The 16,059-nt window shown below is 63.9% G+C and carries 14 protein-coding genes; 6 read left to right on the top strand and 8 right to left on the bottom strand.

Annotation, left to right across the window (positions count from 1 at the left end; all coding sequences use genetic code 11):
• Nucleotides 1–3: 3 nt before the first annotated feature.
• The 6 genes from G3M62_RS20545 to G3M62_RS20520 all read right to left on the bottom strand — a co-directional run bounded on the left by G3M62_RS20545 (nucleotide 4) and on the right by G3M62_RS20520 (nucleotide 8,069).
• Nucleotides 4–2,520: a glycoside hydrolase family 9 protein gene (locus G3M62_RS20545; RefSeq protein WP_165190406.1), complete on the bottom strand. Its 2,517-nt coding sequence runs from the start codon at nucleotides 2,518–2,520 to the stop codon at nucleotides 4–6.
• Nucleotides 2,521–2,995: 475 nt separating this feature from the next.
• A complete protein-coding gene (locus G3M62_RS20540) occupies nucleotides 2,996–3,988 on the bottom strand; it encodes an HNH endonuclease (protein ID WP_281360100.1) in 993 nt (330 codons plus the stop codon).
• A 93-nt stretch (nucleotides 3,989–4,081) separates the two neighbouring features.
• Nucleotides 4,082–4,834, bottom strand: coding sequence for a hypothetical protein (locus G3M62_RS20535; protein ID WP_165190402.1), 753 nt, complete (start codon nucleotides 4,832–4,834; stop codon nucleotides 4,082–4,084).
• 34 nt (nucleotides 4,835–4,868) lie between these two features.
• The gene (locus G3M62_RS20530) at nucleotides 4,869–5,522 is read right to left on the bottom strand and encodes a GIY-YIG nuclease family protein (protein WP_165190400.1); all 654 of its coding nucleotides are present in this window, start codon (nucleotides 5,520–5,522) and stop codon (nucleotides 4,869–4,871) included.
• A gap of 1 nt (nucleotide 5,523) precedes the next feature.
• Nucleotides 5,524–7,431: a caspase family protein gene (locus tag G3M62_RS20525; RefSeq protein WP_165190398.1), complete on the bottom strand. Its 1,908-nt coding sequence runs from the start codon at nucleotides 7,429–7,431 to the stop codon at nucleotides 5,524–5,526.
• On the bottom strand, nucleotides 7,431–8,069 hold the full coding sequence (locus G3M62_RS20520; RefSeq protein WP_165190396.1) for a hypothetical protein: 639 nt from the start codon (nucleotides 8,067–8,069) through the stop codon (nucleotides 7,431–7,433). The genes G3M62_RS20525 and G3M62_RS20520 overlap by 1 nt, the downstream gene beginning before the upstream one ends.
• Before the next feature lie 139 nt (nucleotides 8,070–8,208).
• Between G3M62_RS20520 and G3M62_RS20515 the strand changes: the two genes are divergently transcribed.
• The 6 genes from G3M62_RS20515 (at nucleotide 8,209) to G3M62_RS20490 (ending at nucleotide 14,283) form a co-directional block, all read left to right on the top strand.
• A complete protein-coding gene (locus G3M62_RS20515) occupies nucleotides 8,209–9,102 on the top strand; it encodes a DUF5677 domain-containing protein (protein WP_165190394.1) in 894 nt (297 codons plus the stop codon).
• Between the two features lie 5 nt (nucleotides 9,103–9,107).
• Nucleotides 9,108–10,001 carry a hypothetical protein gene (locus G3M62_RS20510; RefSeq protein ID WP_165190392.1) on the top strand — a complete coding sequence of 298 codons (894 nt, stop codon included), beginning with the start codon at nucleotides 9,108–9,110 and terminating at the stop codon, nucleotides 9,999–10,001.
• 78 nt (nucleotides 10,002–10,079) lie between these two features.
• The gene (locus tag G3M62_RS20505) at nucleotides 10,080–10,700 is read left to right on the top strand and encodes a hypothetical protein (RefSeq protein WP_165190390.1); all 621 of its coding nucleotides are present in this window, start codon (nucleotides 10,080–10,082) and stop codon (nucleotides 10,698–10,700) included.
• 907 nt (nucleotides 10,701–11,607) lie between these two features.
• Nucleotides 11,608–12,138 (top strand): hypothetical protein, encoded by a 531-nt coding sequence (locus G3M62_RS20500; RefSeq protein ID WP_165190388.1) that lies wholly within the window; start codon nucleotides 11,608–11,610, stop codon nucleotides 12,136–12,138.
• A 257-nt stretch (nucleotides 12,139–12,395) separates the two neighbouring features.
• Complete coding sequence (locus G3M62_RS20495; RefSeq protein ID WP_165190386.1) at nucleotides 12,396–12,581, top strand: hypothetical protein; 186 nt, start codon at nucleotides 12,396–12,398, stop codon at nucleotides 12,579–12,581.
• 16 nt (nucleotides 12,582–12,597) lie between these two features.
• On the top strand, nucleotides 12,598–14,283 hold the full coding sequence (locus tag G3M62_RS20490; RefSeq protein WP_165190384.1) for a recombinase family protein: 1,686 nt from the start codon (nucleotides 12,598–12,600) through the stop codon (nucleotides 14,281–14,283).
• Between the two features lie 6 nt (nucleotides 14,284–14,289).
• Here G3M62_RS20490 and G3M62_RS20485 read toward each other — a convergent pair whose 3' ends face one another.
• Together G3M62_RS20485 and G3M62_RS20480 are read right to left on the bottom strand one after the other, a co-directional pair.
• Entirely contained in the window at nucleotides 14,290–15,306 is a 1,017-nt protein-coding gene (locus tag G3M62_RS20485) for a cupin-like domain-containing protein (protein WP_165190382.1), read from the bottom strand.
• Nucleotides 15,306–16,025 (bottom strand): SapC family protein, encoded by a 720-nt coding sequence (locus G3M62_RS20480; protein ID WP_165190380.1) that lies wholly within the window; start codon nucleotides 16,023–16,025, stop codon nucleotides 15,306–15,308. Before G3M62_RS20480 ends, G3M62_RS20485 begins: the two co-directional genes overlap by 1 nt.
• Nucleotides 16,026–16,059 lie beyond the last annotated feature (34 nt).

Here is a 16,059-nt window from a genome sequence, read left to right as displayed (position 1 = left end):
GCGCTAGTGCTTCTCCCGCGCCAGCGCCGCCGCCGCGTTGACCAGCTGAATGTAGCTGGCCCCCACGTTCACGACGTACTCGTTCTCGCCCCAGAAGAACGGCCAGTCCTCCTTGTTCTCGGGGAAGTCCGGCTTGACGATCAGTTCGCCGGGGACGACGCCGCCGGCGATGAAGCTGAAGTCGGCGCGGTTGTTGCCGTAGGCGACTTCCTTCGAGACCGTGCCCACGGCCGAGACCAGCGAGATGTCCGAGCCCGGATGGGTTCCATAGAGGTAGTTCAGCGACCGGAACACCGCCTGGCCGTCGATGATCTCGGGGAAGGCGCGGTGCAGGGCCCAGTGGGTCAGGCCGAACTCGGCGACGCCGCCGCTGCCGGCCCAGCCGCCCATGGCGATCGGCACGCCGAACGGGTTCTCGGCCAGCAGCGCGTCGCTCTTGGCCTTGTAGGCCCGCACCGCCGGTTCCATCCGCGCCTTGAAGGCCGGCGGCATGAACGGGACCGCGCGGGCGGCGAGGTCGGCGTTCTGGACGAAGCGCGGCTCGACCTTGGGCCACAGCGCGTCGATCCGCGCGGCGTACTTCGGGTCCTTGGTCGTGATCAGCAGCTCGACAGCGGCGCTGAACTCCTCGTCGACCAGGTCGCCGCCGGTGGTGTTGCCGTGGTGGAAAAGGTCGGGGGCGTGGCTGTGCTCGTCGTCCCAGACCCGCTGGGCGGTGGCCAGGCAGTCATCGGCGAGCGCGTCGCGATAGCCGCGCAGGGCCCGGCTGGCCGCGGCCAGGGCGGCGATCGAGCCGTAGTTCAGCGGCGTCGACTTGCTGGTGAAGGCCCAGCGGTCGTCCTTCACCCCGCTGCGGCCGTCCTTGGCCTGGTCGGGGCCGAGGGCGGGGTCATAGACCAGGCCGTCGGTCTTGGTCACCGCGTCGCCCAGGTGGGTGTACTGCCCGAGGTCCGGCTCGACGATGCCGTGGATCGCGTGGCCGACCGCCTTGTGCTGGGCCAGCAGTTGCAGCGTGCCGTGCTCGATCTGCTGCAGCAGGTCGGGCGCGCCGTCGGGGACGTGGATCGCGACGTGGCGGCGGGTCTCGTCGATCGAGGTCTCGTCGCGGGTCGGGCGGAACTGCTCCCACGTGTCGACCAGGGTGCGCACGACCGCGTAGTGGGTCTGGGTGCGGATGTCGAAGTCGCCCGCGTCGAACCAGCCGCCGACATTGAGGCCGGGGATGTGCTCCATCGGCTTGAACGGCGTGTCGGTGGTGGGGCCCTGGGCGTAGAGGTCCAGGTGTTCGTGATTGAGCGGGGCCTGCAGGGCGTCGTCGCGATGGGCGTCGCCGTGCCAGACGCGATAGGCCTCGTTGACGAACATATGGTCCATGGCGACCGGGAAATAGACGTCCAGGGTCGGGTGCCAGGCGTCGTCATAGAGGGCCGGATCGATGCGGAACGGCGCGGTGCGCCGGCCGGCGTAGTCGATCACGTAGAGGCCCGGCGCGGTCACCGACGAGAAGTCGAAATCGGCGTAGGCGTAGCGCAGCCAAGGCCGCCAGGCGCTCAAGGCGCTGGTCAGAACGGGGGTGAAGGCGCCGGTCTCGCTCACCTTCAGCAGCCGGGCCTGGGCCTTGGGCGGATCGGCCGGGTCGCGCTCTATGATCGCCACCTTCTTCTGGCCGGGCATATAGCCCAACTGGGAGTGAGCGATCGAGGGCGGGCGCACCCAGCCGGGCAGGGCGTTGGCCGAGACGGTCCATTCGATCACCCGGCCCGTCTTGCCGGCGGGGAGGAGGGCGCGCAGCACGTACCAGCCGTTCTGAGCCTGGTTGCGGCCGTCATACAGCGACAGGGGCGCCGTGCCGGTGATGGTGATCCGCCGCGTCGGGTCCTCCGGGGCCAGCACGAAGCGGCTGGCGGTGGTCAGCGGCAGGGGCTCGGCGCGGCCGTCGATCGGCGCGGCCATCGGGCTGCTGGGATAGAGCGGGAAGCTTCCCGGCTTGCCGTCGGCCAGGAAGGTCTTGCGGAAATAGGCCGAGGGCAGGACCTCGAGATTGAACCCGGCCTTGCCCTCCAGGGCGGCGGGCAGGGGCTTGTCGAGGGTGACGCTGACGGTGAAGGCCTCGCCGCGCGGCTCGACGCGGATCGTGTAGCCGAAGTCCTGGCCGACGAACGCCAGGGTGGCGGTGATCGCGCCGGTGGCCGGGTCGACCTTGCGCGCGACCAGCTTGGCCATCGGGTCCCACTGGCCGGGCGTGGGGCTCAGCCGCACGTCGCCGTTGGTGACGGTGCGCACCCCGTGCTGGATCAGTTCGACCCCGCTCATCTTGGCGTCGTTGAACAGGTCCTCGGAGCCGTTACTGAACACCAGGACGTTGAGGCCCGGGGTCTCCAGATAGCCCTTGGCGTTGAGCTTCAGGGCGGCGGCGGGCGGAGGCTTGGCGGGGGCTTGGGCCAGCGCGGCGGGGGCGGTAGTCGCCAGCAGGCTCGCGGCGAGCGCGGCGGCGGCCAGGGGCCGCGTCAGGTGTTTCATGGTGTCCTCCCGTCCCGGATGTCTCTCCAGGCTCGGGCGCAGCTTTCGCGCTCGGCGGACCCTCGTCAACGAACTTTTGTTACCGGTCCCATATTATTTCGCGGCGACGAGCGCATGAGTGGTCGGCAATCTCCAAACCCCTTCACAGCCGTCATTCCCGCCCTTGTGGCAGGAACCCCTCTATCCGCCGCAGGTGCGGGGGGTGTGGCGCGCCAGCGCGCCATTTCGTTTCACCGTCAGCTGAGCCAGGGGTTCCCGCCACAAGGGCGGGTGTTGACCGAGACCGACAATTGCTCGCGGTGGCCATCTAGCGGTTCGAGTCTTACCCGGCGTATCTAGGCCCAAATATGCAAACGGCCTCCAGTATCTGGCTTTGAACCGCACGCAATACGCCGCGAAAGGCGCGCTCGCCGAGCGCTACTGGCAGACGGGACAGCGTGAGGCCCCGGCAGCCGGTTGCGGACGCAGCAGGCGGCTAGGACGGACGACCTCGGGTACCCAGGGTCGGTTCCTGGCCATCCTCAAACCGCGCGGCGATCTCTCGATCAAGTCGTTGGCCTTCGAGCAGTAGGAGTTCATAGGTGTAGCGATTGTAGAATTGGATAACGCCGACGACGCCGCGCTCGTGGTTCTCCAGCCTGACATTGATGGCGTCCGGAAAACGCATGGTCGCGGTCTCCTGGCCCGTCCAGAATGGACCGTCAGACAGACGGGCACCGAGTTCGCCTTCGCCGTACCGGATAAAGCGCTTGAGATTGGTCCAGCGCGGGGAGCCAACTTCATCACCTAGATAGAAGGCGGCGAAGTTCAGGCAGATCTTGGCCAGCGCTCGGCGGTGAAGTTGATCGAACGTGCCCTCGATATGGATTCCGAGCGTTGCCTGACCAGTCTCGTCCGCGCTCGGATTGATGCCGAGTTGGGATGGCCCCTGCATCCGCATGTCGAAGCCGGCTTGGTTCAACTCGTCGAGGAAGGCGTCATGCTCCTCCTTTGAGGGGGCGAAGATAGTGAGCTTGCGCGCGCCAGGCGGCCCATAGACCTCGTCGGGTAGATCAAAGCTTCCTAGGGCTTCGCGGGTGAAAATTTCGGTCTTTCCGGTCTGCCTGTTCTCAATTTGGAGCTGGGTCGCTAGCGGCATGAGCTGATTAGTCGTCGGGTCGAGACCGGTGATGGCAGCGCCCAGCATCCCGCCAGCTTCAGTCTCGTCAGCCAGAGTAAAGCGCAATCGTCGCTGCGGACGCATCTCCTTGGACAGTCGTCCTTGACCATAGCGTGCCAAGCCCTCCAGCGTCTCACGCGCGAGCATCTGGTCCAACTCCCGCCCTAGAGCGCCATTGCAGGGGTCGCAGACGCATTTCAGCGTTGGCGTTTGTCCACCGAAGCTCCCGAAGGCTTGGGGGATGACGTGTTCACGCCCCGCGAATTTCCCCGGGTCGCCCTCATCACAGTAAATGCACGTAGCAGTCATCATCAGCGCAAAAGATGGCGCCCAGCGCTGGAGGGGAAAAGACCCTCCGGGAGCTCGGCGTGCATTTGCCGGGAGCTAGGCACCCGCGATGGCTTATCGGGTTTGCAAGTCGTCGGGTCCCGGCGACGGCGGGGTGCCCAGGAACTTGGCCACCGGCAGCACTCCTCCCGCCACGCCCTCTAGGAAAACGGCGACGCGTTCACCGCCACGCCGAGCGTGGCCTGCCCATTCGCGCGCGGCCTTGCGATAGGCGTAACGCGTAGCCATCCGCGCTCCAGTAGGATCCTTAAGATCCGCAAGGTCGCGTAGCATCACCGCGCTGATCGTCAGGTCGTCGAAGGGAGCGATGTGCGTGCCGCCGTTGCGCTCCGTCAGCTCGGGTTTGAAGCGGCCCTTGTAAAGCTTGATCACCCCGCCCGCGTCGATGTCGGCCTCAGGGCACGCCTTGGCCAGGGCCGCGAAGAAGACCTTCAGCCGCTCCTGAAAGATGTAAAAGTGGCCGAAGTACATCCCACACACATTTTCGAGGTGCTCGTGGGGATTCACCGGCAGGCCTCGGAAGGGGTAGCGCCGGAAGTAGAACTCCGTCGTCTTTAGTCGCTCGGCAGTACTCCACAAATTGTAGAACTGAATGACGGCGTCATGCTGCGAAGCCAGGGGTTCGCGTATCATCACCTCGCCGATCCGCTCGCCCGTCGCCCGCCAGTCGTCTTCCCAGTCGCGCGCCGAACCGATCTTGGAGCGGATCAGCTGGCGGAACGCCGGGTGATCGACGAGTGGCCGAGTCCAAAGATTGATGGCCGAGAGCATGGCCTCGGTCTTGGGATATCGCTTTTCGGTGGACATGAATGAACTCGCCGCCGCCCCACTGCCCTATCGCTCAAGACAATTGCTCGTTGCTCTTTGACGCGCTGGCCGCGAGCCGGCGCGGTCCGCCGCTATCGGCGACAATGGGGAGCTCTAGTGCAGCCGAGACTGCCGCTCCTCGAATTGCCCTGACGGCATTCACGTGCGCCTCACATGGATTGTCTCGAATGTTGAGCGGCAGAGGCAAGCCGGAGCTCAAAATCTGGCGCTCGAGATTCCAAGGCGCCGCCGTCACCTGCCAAGTGACGAACGCATTCTCATCCATCCAGGCGTCGAGCGCCCTCTCTCCTGGATTGGTGAAGGTCAGGCGCCGCCCCGTTCCCACCCGCCGCAAAGGAAAGCCGGTCTCAGGAGCGAGAAGACACCCCAAGGTCTTTCTGAGCGTCGACCCTTCGGCGTTGCCGCCAATATGGGTACGGAGCCTCTGCCGCAGATTGGAACGCGACGTTCTGAAGCCATCGCGCGAGGGCTCTTTCGGTGAGATCCCGATGTAGAGCAGGGTGTAGCCGTCGAGTTGATAGCAGCCGGAAACGTCAACGCCGGGCAGAGGTTTACGAAAGAACCAAGCGTAAATCCCAGCCTCGGCAGGCACCGGCGAAGGCCGCGCTGTTAGCGACGACCGGGAAAACAGTGCTTCTGACGAGGCGATCGCGGGGAAGCTGGACATCCTACGCGGCGGGCTCGGCGCCCGTGATCTCCGGTGCCCGGATTGCTCCGAACGCAAACCAGGGAGTTCGGTCAAGGAAGAGCAGAGACGACAGGATCGCGTTAGCTGCCACTATCGGATTTTCAGGCTGCACCTCGGAAGACGGCCACCCATTGACGACATCGGCCACTCGGAAAACATCGTGTCCGACTGTCCAGATGAGGTTGGTGCCGCCATCCATTCGCTCTTCATCGAAGTTCGCAAAGTCTCCTGGCAGGTATGCGGTGAAGGCGTGACCATCCAACTCCCACATGCTTTCGTCGAAGATGTCGCTGAGGCCGAGTAGGCTTGCGGCCCGAAGAAGCACCGCCGTTGTCTCAGCAGGGCGCTCGACGAGATCGGGAGCGCGGTCAAAGGCACCAGTTCTTCGGGCCAGCAAGTAGTTCAGGACCTTATCGGCCGGTATGTCATCGCGGGCAATTTGCCCTCCGCAGTCCGTCAGCGAACCGAAAAGCAACCCGGCGAGCGCCTCTGCCTCTTCGACCAGACCCAACTCCCTTGCGCCGGTCAGAGCTACCGCCCAACAGGGGGCCTGCGCGTCGCTCATGGCAACCACCGAGCCGGAATTGTGCGTCAGGACGAGTCGCAGGACCCTTGTAAACGCTTCAGCCGCCTCGTCCCGTTGAGAAGCATCGTCGTCAAACATCCATCGAGCAGCAGCTGTCCAGCCAAGGACATTCGCAATTCTCAAGGGCAGGTAGAAGAGGTCCGCGAGCCCTCCACCCCTACGCGCAAGGAGCGCAAAACGATCTCCCTCAAGATCGTCGCCGAGATGCAGGGCTGCCGCGATCAGCGTGCCGCCGATCTCAGATTGAAGAGCTCGCACCTGTCGCCGGATCAATTCATGACCGAGGTACGGCATCAGGCACACGGCCAGCGCGGCACCCGTCAACGCCGGTCGGAACACATCGTCTGATAGCTGAGCCCGCTCCTGGACCGCCGCTCCCAGACGCTCGACGAACCCGGCGAGTGCTTCAGGCGTCTCCACTAGGGGCGCGATGGCGGATTTGACGACCGTCGCAAACTCCCTCGCATTCCACACGCCGCTGGTCGACGCATACACGCGCCACAGTGCATCGTAGTTCGCGCGCACGGTGGTATCGCTCGCCGCCGGCCAAGCCTGAAGAACCTCGCGCAACGGCCGAGATGGATCGGCGCCGTAGCGGGGATTCCGGCAGAACCTAGGAGGTCCATAAAGGTTGAGGCCCCACACGACCGGGGTTTGGTCGGTCGATGCGCGCAACGTGGTTGAGACGTGTCTCCCAATCTCGACCAGGTCCAGCGCACTGGTCGTGTCTTGCACGAGCGCCCGCCCTTCGATGCAGTCCAAAATGGCGTTGGTGCCAAAACCACCTGCCGCGGTTTCGCCCGAGTATTGGTCTTGGGCGGCAGTCGCCACGAGTGTGACGCCGGGCGTGTCAGCATCACCGAGCACGTTGGATTTGAGCAGGGTATTCAGGTCCGAGATCAGACCACCGGCTTCACAGGCGTCGATAATGATATTGCTTTGCGAGGGCGCGGCCTCGTTGAGCGCTAGGAACAGGTCCGAGAGCGAGAGGGCCGAGAACGAAAGAGCGGCCGAGACCGAGTCTCGCACGAGCATGTAAAAGCTGCCGCCTCGAACGCCGCCGTGACCGGCAAAGAAGAACGTGAAGGTGTCGACGGCGCCGTTCGAGAACAGAACTTCCCGCAATGCATTACGAACCTCTCCCGACGAAGGGGAAAGAAGGAGTCGAGATCTAGCCCGATCATAATCACCAAGCTCAGGTCGGGTGAGCGTATCAAATATCCTCTGCGCATCGCCTTCGGCGCCGGTGAGAGGATTCTGATGGTCGTAGGCGTTGCAGCCGATCGCGATCAGGACTCGCATCACGCAGGCCCGTATCGGACGAACTTGGTCTTGCGCTCAGCTTCGCGGGTGAGCGCTTCCTCCGATTTGCGAGCCTTCAAGGCTTCAAGCCGGTCTTTAAATTCCTGTGGCGCCGCTTCTAGCGCCGCCATCATTTTGGCTCCGGTCTCTGGGTGTACATGCACCTCTGGGAGGCTGACCTCACCGTTCTTGTCTGCCATGAATTCTATTTTTTCGATTGTCGCCATGAAGGCGTCGGCCAGTGATGGCTGAGCTTTTGCATCGACGACATTGCCGACCTGCTCAGCGGCTTCAGACACGGTCGAATAGAGCATCTCTGCAAATTGCCGCTCCATGGCCTCCTTGAAGGCGGCGAACGTGCGGTCGATCGTGGAGAGATCGTTGTTGACGATGTCCTCGAAGCGAATTGCAGTCTCGGCTGAGTGAGTGTGCCACTTCACCTCCGGCGCCTCTGGATTCGCCGGATTGCTCCACCCTCCACCGTGTCGGAACCGCTGGGTGTTCTCAGGGCGTAGGTACTTGCCAACAACGGTCTTCTGGAGCTCCGCGAACACCCGGAGCTGGCTGCTCAGAAATACGCGCGTTTCGTCGTCGTAGGCGAAATAGCTTCGCACCTCCCGTTCCTGCGCCTCGGCCATTTGTGCTTGCACCGCTCGTTTGACAGCGGATCATCTCACCATGATTCCGGGTGTCGACCCTTATTGAACCCTTTCACGCGAGCTGGTTGCGCCATTGTCCGAAGCTCATCCCGACGGCCCGTCCGCACAGGAGGTTCGCATGAACAACCTCCTGCAAGCGACGCATGCAGCCCAGGTTGCCCAGCGGAAAATCCTGGATGATTTGGTAGAAAAGTCGATTCCTGGCCAAGACTGGGAGGAGTTCGAGCCTACACAGAGGCTTCTCCTCGGGTACCTTTTGGACCGAGGCCATGCGGTGTTGAGGCTTGTCGCAATTCGTTTGGATTTCGACGCCGAGATATTGCTCCGAACATTCTACGAAGTCTCAGCCAAATTCATGCTCATCACATTCACCCCCGAAGGTGAGCGGCCAGAAATGCTAAAGGAATATTGGACAGCCCTCGGGGAGGTTGCCGATCGAAAGACCGCATACAGGGCCGAACTGGCAGAGGCGATCGTGCCGCCCGAGAAAGAAGATGCAAGGAATTCGCTCAAACTGCTGCAGCGAAAGAACATAGTCAGGAACAACCTTTCCCTGAACAAGGCAGCCAGAAAACGGCTTGAGCAAAAGTGGAGCTTTCCAGAGGTATTGCAGCGTCTAGACGGCTTAGCGGGCGCCAAGCGCGCTGGGGCGACCTCTCTGCTCCATGTCTATGGAATGGCGAGCCATCTCGCGCACGCAGATTGCCGGGCAATGGAGTTGTATTTGGATCGGATGTTCCGGCCCGCTGATGAAAGGATTGGGCTGGAAGATTCACACGCTGCCAGGATCATGTCCGACATCGCCCAGGTCGGCGCTTACTGCGCCATTTTAGCTGCCTCTGGCGCGAACCTTGGCGCCGAAGAAAATCTTCAGCTGGTCGCTAGAACAGCCAAGGAAGTAGGCACAGTAGCCAGTGCGGTAATCGATGACTTCGACGCCACCCAGCGCGATTTCTATCAGTCGATGATGGGAGACGGTCTGGATGAAGCTGCGCCGCCAGCCGAGAGGTGACCAGCTTGGCCAATGATGACGAGGCTTCTATCGCTGAAAATCGGGATGAGGACGATCCCGGCAAAAGCCAGGTGCGCGCGTCAGCGCCTCGCCCGACGCGAGCCGAACGCAAGGCGCGCGAACGAGCCGCGTTCTTCACAGCACATCCGCGCTGTTGCTATTGCAACGGCGAGCGGGTGTCTGAGGAAATCGATCACGCTCCCGCTCGAATCTGCTTCCGGGACAAGGCAGGTCCGGAGGGATTCGAGTTTCCCGCCTGCGGCGAATGCAACCGCGCTGCTGCGGCGAGCGAGCAGGTCTCCGCCCTGCACATTCGCATGTTCGATCACAACGGCGAGAATTTGAGAAAGGAAGACCTGTATCGCCTTGTCGAGGGCGTCGCCAACAACGCGCCTGAAGCCATGCCTATTGTGCCGATTGAAGCCTGGGAACGGGACGCACCGCCCACCGCATCAATCACAGCGGCTGCCCACCGGCACCTGGAGGTGTTCGCGACCAAGATCCTCTACGCGATGTACTATCGGGTTACGGCCGGCCAGATGGCCAATCACCGCCTCCGTCGGCTGGTAGCCTGGGCTCAGGTCGGAACACCAGCAGCGGAAGATCTCAGCCGAATGACGGAGGCTTGGTTCGGCGAGCTTCGGGTTGGAGAGCGCGGAAACGTCGACATCGGCGACCAATTTCACTTCCGTCACGCCTACAATTCAGCCCATGGCTACTTGGGATTTTCGATGTCCTTCGGGCGATCGTTATTGTTCTTCTGCGTCCTAGGTCCGGCCAAGCAGCTGGCGACGCTAAAGACGCCACGATCAATCGATAGGCGTTCGCGCTACTGGAAGCCATTCCGCTATCAGCCAATCCGGGAACTTGGGATCGCACTCAAGCGGCGTCGAGCCTAAAGCGAAACATCGTCGTATCGACTCAGTCATCGCGAGGACTCGGTCTAATCAGGACCGTGTTTCAGCGGGGTTCTCACCGTGAAGGTCTACGATATCAACGCACCCGTTCCTCAGGGGCCGGCCAAGCGCGATCAGCAAGCCTTCCTGATTGCTATCTCTTTTCACGAAAGCGCGTTGCGCGCGCTCGAAGTGGCTACGGCACCTAGCGGCAAACCGATCAGCGCGGTCTGCCCAGCAATCGTCGCTTATGCCTTTGCCGCAGAACTCTACTTGAAGAGTTTAGCCGCCGTTGGGACCGGAACCGGTCCTGTGAAGGGCCATAAACTCGGCCTGCTCTATGGGCGTCTTGATCAAGAAGTGAAACTGGAGATCGCGACCCGCTATCAGCGCAGGACCGGCCGAGATGCCACGGCGTTGGGAGCAGACCTCCGGGCCTTCGGCGATGCGTTCCAGGAATGGCGCTATATCTTCGAAGGCGATGGCCTTCAGGTCCGGATCAACTTGCTCGTGGCCTTCACGCAAAGCGCCTATGAGACCGGCCGCGTGCTGTTTCCGGACTGGGAGGTTGATGTCTGGCAGGACGAGCGGTTCAGGGCGACGGCCGAAAAACCAAGCATGACCGTGATGAACCTGGGTGGCGGCACCTTCCTACACCTAGTGGACGGGACCGGTGGCATGTTGCACACGCCGGAAGCATGAAGCTCTGAGGCGGACGGAGTATTGGCCGTTAGATCTAGCCTCAAAATTCGACGGCAAAATTCGACGGCAAGATTGAAGCATCCGGCCCAGGTGGCCGGGATGCGGTTGTCTGCACACTGGATTTTCCCGGCTTGTCGCCTGCGGCGTGGTCCTGTGAAGAGCCCAAAATTCATGGATTTCAAGACGCGAACTGGCCCCAATTTCTAGGGCGAGATAAAAGGACAGGGACCTAGCGGCCCCATGTCATTGATGGTGTTGGTCTTTTACAGGCACCTGCCCGAAGCCCTAGGTTCCTCACCGGACGAATACGCCTTTGAACTCAATCCCTTGACCGGGACCTAAGGCCCAAACGCGCGCAAATTGCCCTTCTTGCCTTGATCGCGGGCTACAGATGCGGGGGCTTCGGTTAGCGTGGGGGCCGAGCGGAGATCGCCCCCTCAAGGGCGGCTTCGCCGCCGCCTGCGGCGGTGCGCTTTGCGCACCCTTGACCGGTCGCTTTCCGCTCGGCTTGGGCTCGGCAAGCGGTTTAAGCCTAGCTGGGCGCTTCGCGCCTGCGGCTTAACCGCGAAACTAAGGTTTGAGGCGGACGCCGGCGCCAGTACCGGCCTTCTCGTCAGCCTCCAGAAACTCAACGCCAGCTTCTTCCAGTGCTCGGCGGATGGCTTGCACGTTGGCCACGGAACTCCGGCCCGTGCCCACTTCACCCTCCATTCGACGGATGGTTTGGAGGGACACGCCCGCCGCCTTTGCCAGATCGGCACCCGTCCAATCGACCAGGGCTCTACCCGCCCGGATTTGCGCACCTGTTAGCATGAATGTATCTTTTTAAGCCGTATGGCACTTTTTGTTTGATTTGGCGGAATCGGACTGATAGCCTCACGATACTCACTGAATCAGGACCTACGCTATGGGCCAGCGTCGAAAGACGGGCGACGGCACGCGCCTGCCTGTTATCTCACGTCGTGCGGTGATCAGCGCGACCGTCATCCCGTTGGCGGGGCCTGCGCGGGGAGCTGAGCCCGTAGAGCCCGCCAGCATCTCCGCGCAGTGCGCCGACTGGCTTGCCCGAGACTACGAGATCGACCGCCTTGGGCGACGCTGGTCAGAGCTGGAAACCGCGCTCATCGCCCAGTACCCGTATTTCAAGCTGACCGAGCGCCAGATCAGCGCCTTGCCCGAGGGCAAGGAGATGGACGCCATAACCGCCGAGTGCGACCGCCTCCACGACGCCCGCGACGCGGCCCTCAAAGCGCTGTCGAAGCTCAAGCCTCGGACCGTTCAAGACGCCACGGCCATGCTCACCGTCGCCGTTCGCCTCAACTACTGCGAAGACAGTGAGGATTGGCCGTTCATCCGCGCGGCCCATGTCTTCTTCTCCAAAGCCTGCTGTCCTGGCTGCGGCGCGGTCTTCGCGCCCGCCGGATCGTTGCGCGGGTAGCCGCAATGATTTGGGACCAGACCCCCAAATCGTCGCGTATCGCCTCTGCGATCGTTGCCGGTTTCACGCGTCTGAGGGCTGGAAAGCGATTTAATTTCGCCTTGGTCGTACCTGTCCCGTTGACGCCGGGAGTTTCCCAGCCGTCCCCCTTTGACGCCGCTGATGCGACGCCAGCGCCGCTGCCAACTCATCCCCTTGCGTTGACCGCTGCCGACACGCGCCGAACGCTTTTGGCTCCCGCCTTTGAGGAGCCAAGCATGGACGACACGCAGGGTCCGCCTTCCCAAACCATCACCGCCGCCAACGACGAGACCTCGCCCGAGGTCGCCATCGACGCCGTGGTGATGACGTTCGCCCGGCTGCTGGGACGGCAGATGGCGCGCGAGCGGTTTTACGCGGCTCAAGAGGCCGCCAACGCCCCTGCCGAAAGCGGCGAGGCCTGAGCTTGGAGGTTTGGTCATGACCCGCGTTGCGCTCTACGCCCGCTACTCCGACGACAAGCAGTCGCCGCACTCCATCGACGATCAGTTCCGCATCTGCCGGATGCACGCCGACAAGCAGGGCTGGACGGTGGTCGAGACCTATTCGGATGCGGGGATATCCGGATCGACGGTGATCTTCCGCCCTGGCGTGCAGGCGCTCATCCGCGACGCCTCGGCCGGCAAGTTCGAGATGGTGCTGGCCGAGGCGCTGGACCGGATCAGCCGCGATCAGGAGGACATCGCCGCCGCCTTCAAACGTCTGCGCTTCGCGGGCGTGCCGATCATCACCCTCTCGGAGGGCGAGATCACCGAGCTTCATGTCGGCCTCAAGGGCACGATGAATGCCCTGTTCCTGAAAGACCTCGCCGCCAAGACCCATCGCGGAATCCGGGGCCGCGTGGAGGCAGGCAAGGTCGGGTGCGGCAACGCCTACGGCTACCGCGTCGTGCGAACCATTGACGCTTCGGGCAAGGTCACGACCGGGGAGCGGGAGATCATTCCCGAGCAGGCCGAGGTCGTCCGCCGCATCTTCCGCGACTACGCCGCCGGTAAGAGCCCGCGCCAAATCGCGATTGAGCTGAACCGCGAGGGCGTGGCGGCGCCTTGGGGCTCCACCTGGGGCGACAGCTCAATCCGGGGCAACCGCGCCTTGGGCTCGGGGATCATCAACAACGAGTTCTATATCGGCGAGATGATCTGGAACCGCCGTCGCCGGATGAAGAACCCCGACACTGGCCGGTCCGAGCCGAGGTTCAATCCAGAAAGCGAGTGGGTGCATGTGAAGGCCCCGCACCTGCGGATCGTCTCGGACGAGCTTTGGCAGGCCGCCAGGGCGCAGCAAGCCGGGATCGTGGGGATCTATGAGGCCAACCTGGCCAAAGGCCGCCAAGCCGGGATTTCCGCGACAGTTCGACCCAAGACCATGTTGTCGGGCCTGCTGTTCTGCGGGGTGTGCGGCGGCTCCGTCGCCAAGCGCGGAAACAATCGGTTCGGCTGCGTCAGCCACGTGATGGGCAAGGGCTGCACCAACAGCCGCACCATCGTTCGCGACGTGCTTGAGGAACGGGTGCTCGCGGGTTTGAAGGATCGGCTCATGGAGCCGGTGGCCTTCGCCCAGGCCATGCGCTCGTTCATCGAGGAGACCAACCGCCTCAACCACATGCGCCGGGCCAATCGCGGCGCCGAGGTGGAGCGCCTGGAGAAGGCTCGCAAGGCCGTGGCTGGCATCGTCGCGGCCATCGAGGACGGCGGCTATAGCCGGCCGCTCATGGAGCGCTTGAAGGTGCTGGAGGCCGAGGCCGACGAGATCGAGCGGCGGCTAGATCAAGCGCCGGCCGACGTGCCAGATGTTCACCCCAACGTCGCTGAACTCTACCGGCGCAAGGTCGAACGGCTGTCCCGCGCGCTGGAGGAGCCCGACGAGCACGACGAGGCCGCTAAGGCCTTGCGGGCGGTCATCGATAAGATCGTGCTGGAGCCTGGACCCAAGCGGGGGCAGGTTCTCGCCACCCTCTACGGCGACCTTGAGACGATCCTGGCTTGGTCCGACGAGCAAGGAGGCAAACGGCGGGAAGCCATCGGCGGGTTTCAAGGCCGCGCGCAGTCGGTGCCCGTGAGCGCTCGGGCGGGAATGACGGTGGAATTTGGGAATTCCGGATGTTGATCCGTCTCACCCGCCCCGCAGCAGGTGCATGATCCGGGCGCGGATCCGGCCGTAGTTGTCGGGTTTCAGCGGGCCCAGCAGGCCGTGGCTGTCGTCTGGCAGGTGGGCCAGCGGATGGCCGTGCGGGCGGAAGACGTAGTAGTCGAACAGGGCCCGCCAGCCGCGTCGCTCGGCCTCGGGCCGCTCGCTGATCGCGATCATGGCCAGCAGCAGGCTGGTATAGGGCTGGTCCGGCCCGGCGCTGAAGGCGTCCCACCAGTAGTTGATCAGGCCGTTGAACGGGGCGGTCGCCTCGACCTGGTGCCACCACAGCTTGGGCAGGTAGAGGGCGTCACCGGGCTGAAGCTGGGCGCTTAGCGCCTGGTCGCGGACGGCGGCGAACTTCGGATATTTCGCGTCGTCGGGCGGCGAGGAGGCGGCCAGGCTGATCGGTTGGCCGGCCATGGTGTGGTCGATCGGGCCCACATAAAGCCCGTCGATCAGCTCGGGCGAATAGAGGGTGAAGCGTCGCGTTCCGGCCACCACGCAGGCGAGGTTGTCCAGGGTGTCGTAGTGCGACGAGACGTTGGAGGCGTGGCCCAGCCAGATGCGGGGCCCGATCGTCGGGCCCAGCAGCGGCATGGCGTTGCGCACCGAAAAGCCCGGCAGGAAGTCGTCGACCGGTAGCGATCCGGCATAGACCGACGGCGCGTCCGCCACGCCCAGCGAGGCGACGATGGCGTCCAGCGCCGCGCCCAGCGTCATGCGCCGTCGCTCGAAATTGAAGCCCTTCAGCGCGTCGTCGTAATAGTACTTCCCGGCGATGCGGGGCGGGCCGACGAAGGCCTCCATCTGGCCGCCGGCGTCGAACGGGGCCAGGTAGTCGGCGAAGGCCCGGGGCGAGGCCAGGCCCGCTTGCACCGCCGGCCAGTGGTCGACCAGACCGCGGATCACCAGCGGCCGGCAGGGATCGACCACCTCGCGCCGGAACTGCTCGGCGCCATGCAGGTCGGCGCCGGCGATCTCGGGGATCGCTCCCGTCATCAGAGCGCGCCCGCGAGCGCCTCGCTGCCGTCGAGCAGGCGCAGGTTCTTGCGCCGCGCCAGCACGGGGATCTGCTTCAACGAGCCGATCACCAGATAGATCAGCTGCAGATAGCCGCGCCGGAACAGCTCCACGACCTTGTCGTCCGGCAGCTCGCGCAGGGCGTCCTGGTTGAGGGTGTAGAGGCCCTGCAGTTGGCGCGTCGTGCCGTCGTCGAAGCCGACGTCGATGTCGATCGGCTCGATCAGCTTCAAGGCCAGCAGGGTCTGGATGAAGACCTTGGTCATCTCCTCGCCGGGGCGCAGGTCGCGCATGATGGCGAAGACGCTTTCCAGATAGGCCGTCGGCTGCCCCTCTTCGGAAAACACCCGCAGCCCGCCCGCGCCGGCCAGGCGCGGATGGTCCAGGTCCACCGCCAGGTCGGATCCGGCCGTGTAGAACGGTCCGCGCCGCAGGTTCAGCGGGCGATAGGCGTCGTGGCCCTTACTCTCGTCTAGGAACAGGTTCTCGCCGGGGTCGAAGCCCAGCATGGCCCCGAAATAGAAGCCGCCTGTATTGGCGTCCTTGGACAGCAGGATCGGATAGTGGGCGGCCAGGTGGGAGAACTCGGTGACGACCACCGGCACGAACCGCTCGCCGTCGCCCAGCCGGGCGGCGGCCTCGGTGCGGACGGCGAGGTCGCGGTGGGTCTGGCTGTTGAGGACGGCGATGTTGGGCACGGGGCGGGACGCTTTCGGTTAGGTCGTCTGGCGG

The sequence above is a fragment of the Caulobacter soli genome (assembly GCF_011045195.1).
Lineage (GTDB): Bacteria > Pseudomonadota > Alphaproteobacteria > Caulobacterales > Caulobacteraceae > Caulobacter > Caulobacter soli.
This window is presented reverse-complemented; position numbering and strand designations above follow the sequence as displayed.

Excerpts from the sequence above, each read along its gene's own strand:
- G3M62_RS20490 (WP_165190384.1), top strand. The coding sequence starts at position 12,598 with ATGACCCGCGTTGCGCTCTACGCCCGCTACTCCGACGACAAGCAGTCG.
- G3M62_RS20535 (WP_165190402.1), bottom strand. The coding sequence starts at position 4,834 with ATGTCCACCGAAAAGCGATATCCCAAGACCGAGGCCATGCTCTCGGCC.
- G3M62_RS20495 (WP_165190386.1), top strand. The coding sequence starts at position 12,396 with ATGGACGACACGCAGGGTCCGCCTTCCCAAACCATCACCGCCGCCAAC.
- G3M62_RS20515 (WP_165190394.1), top strand. The coding sequence starts at position 8,209 with ATGAACAACCTCCTGCAAGCGACGCATGCAGCCCAGGTTGCCCAGCGG.
- G3M62_RS20530 (WP_165190400.1), bottom strand. The coding sequence starts at position 5,522 with ATGTCCAGCTTCCCCGCGATCGCCTCGTCAGAAGCACTGTTTTCCCGG.
- G3M62_RS20485 (WP_165190382.1), bottom strand. The coding sequence starts at position 15,306 with ATGACGGGAGCGATCCCCGAGATCGCCGGCGCCGACCTGCATGGCGCC.
- G3M62_RS20540 (WP_281360100.1), bottom strand. The coding sequence starts at position 3,988 with ATGACTGCTACGTGCATTTACTGTGATGAGGGCGACCCGGGGAAATTC.
- G3M62_RS20525 (WP_165190398.1), bottom strand. The coding sequence starts at position 7,431 with ATGCGAGTCCTGATCGCGATCGGCTGCAACGCCTACGACCATCAGAAT.
- G3M62_RS20500 (WP_165190388.1), top strand. The coding sequence starts at position 11,608 with ATGGGCCAGCGTCGAAAGACGGGCGACGGCACGCGCCTGCCTGTTATC.
- G3M62_RS20545 (WP_165190406.1), bottom strand. The coding sequence starts at position 2,520 with ATGAAACACCTGACGCGGCCCCTGGCCGCCGCCGCGCTCGCCGCGAGC.
- G3M62_RS20520 (WP_165190396.1), bottom strand. The coding sequence starts at position 8,069 with ATGGCCGAGGCGCAGGAACGGGAGGTGCGAAGCTATTTCGCCTACGAC.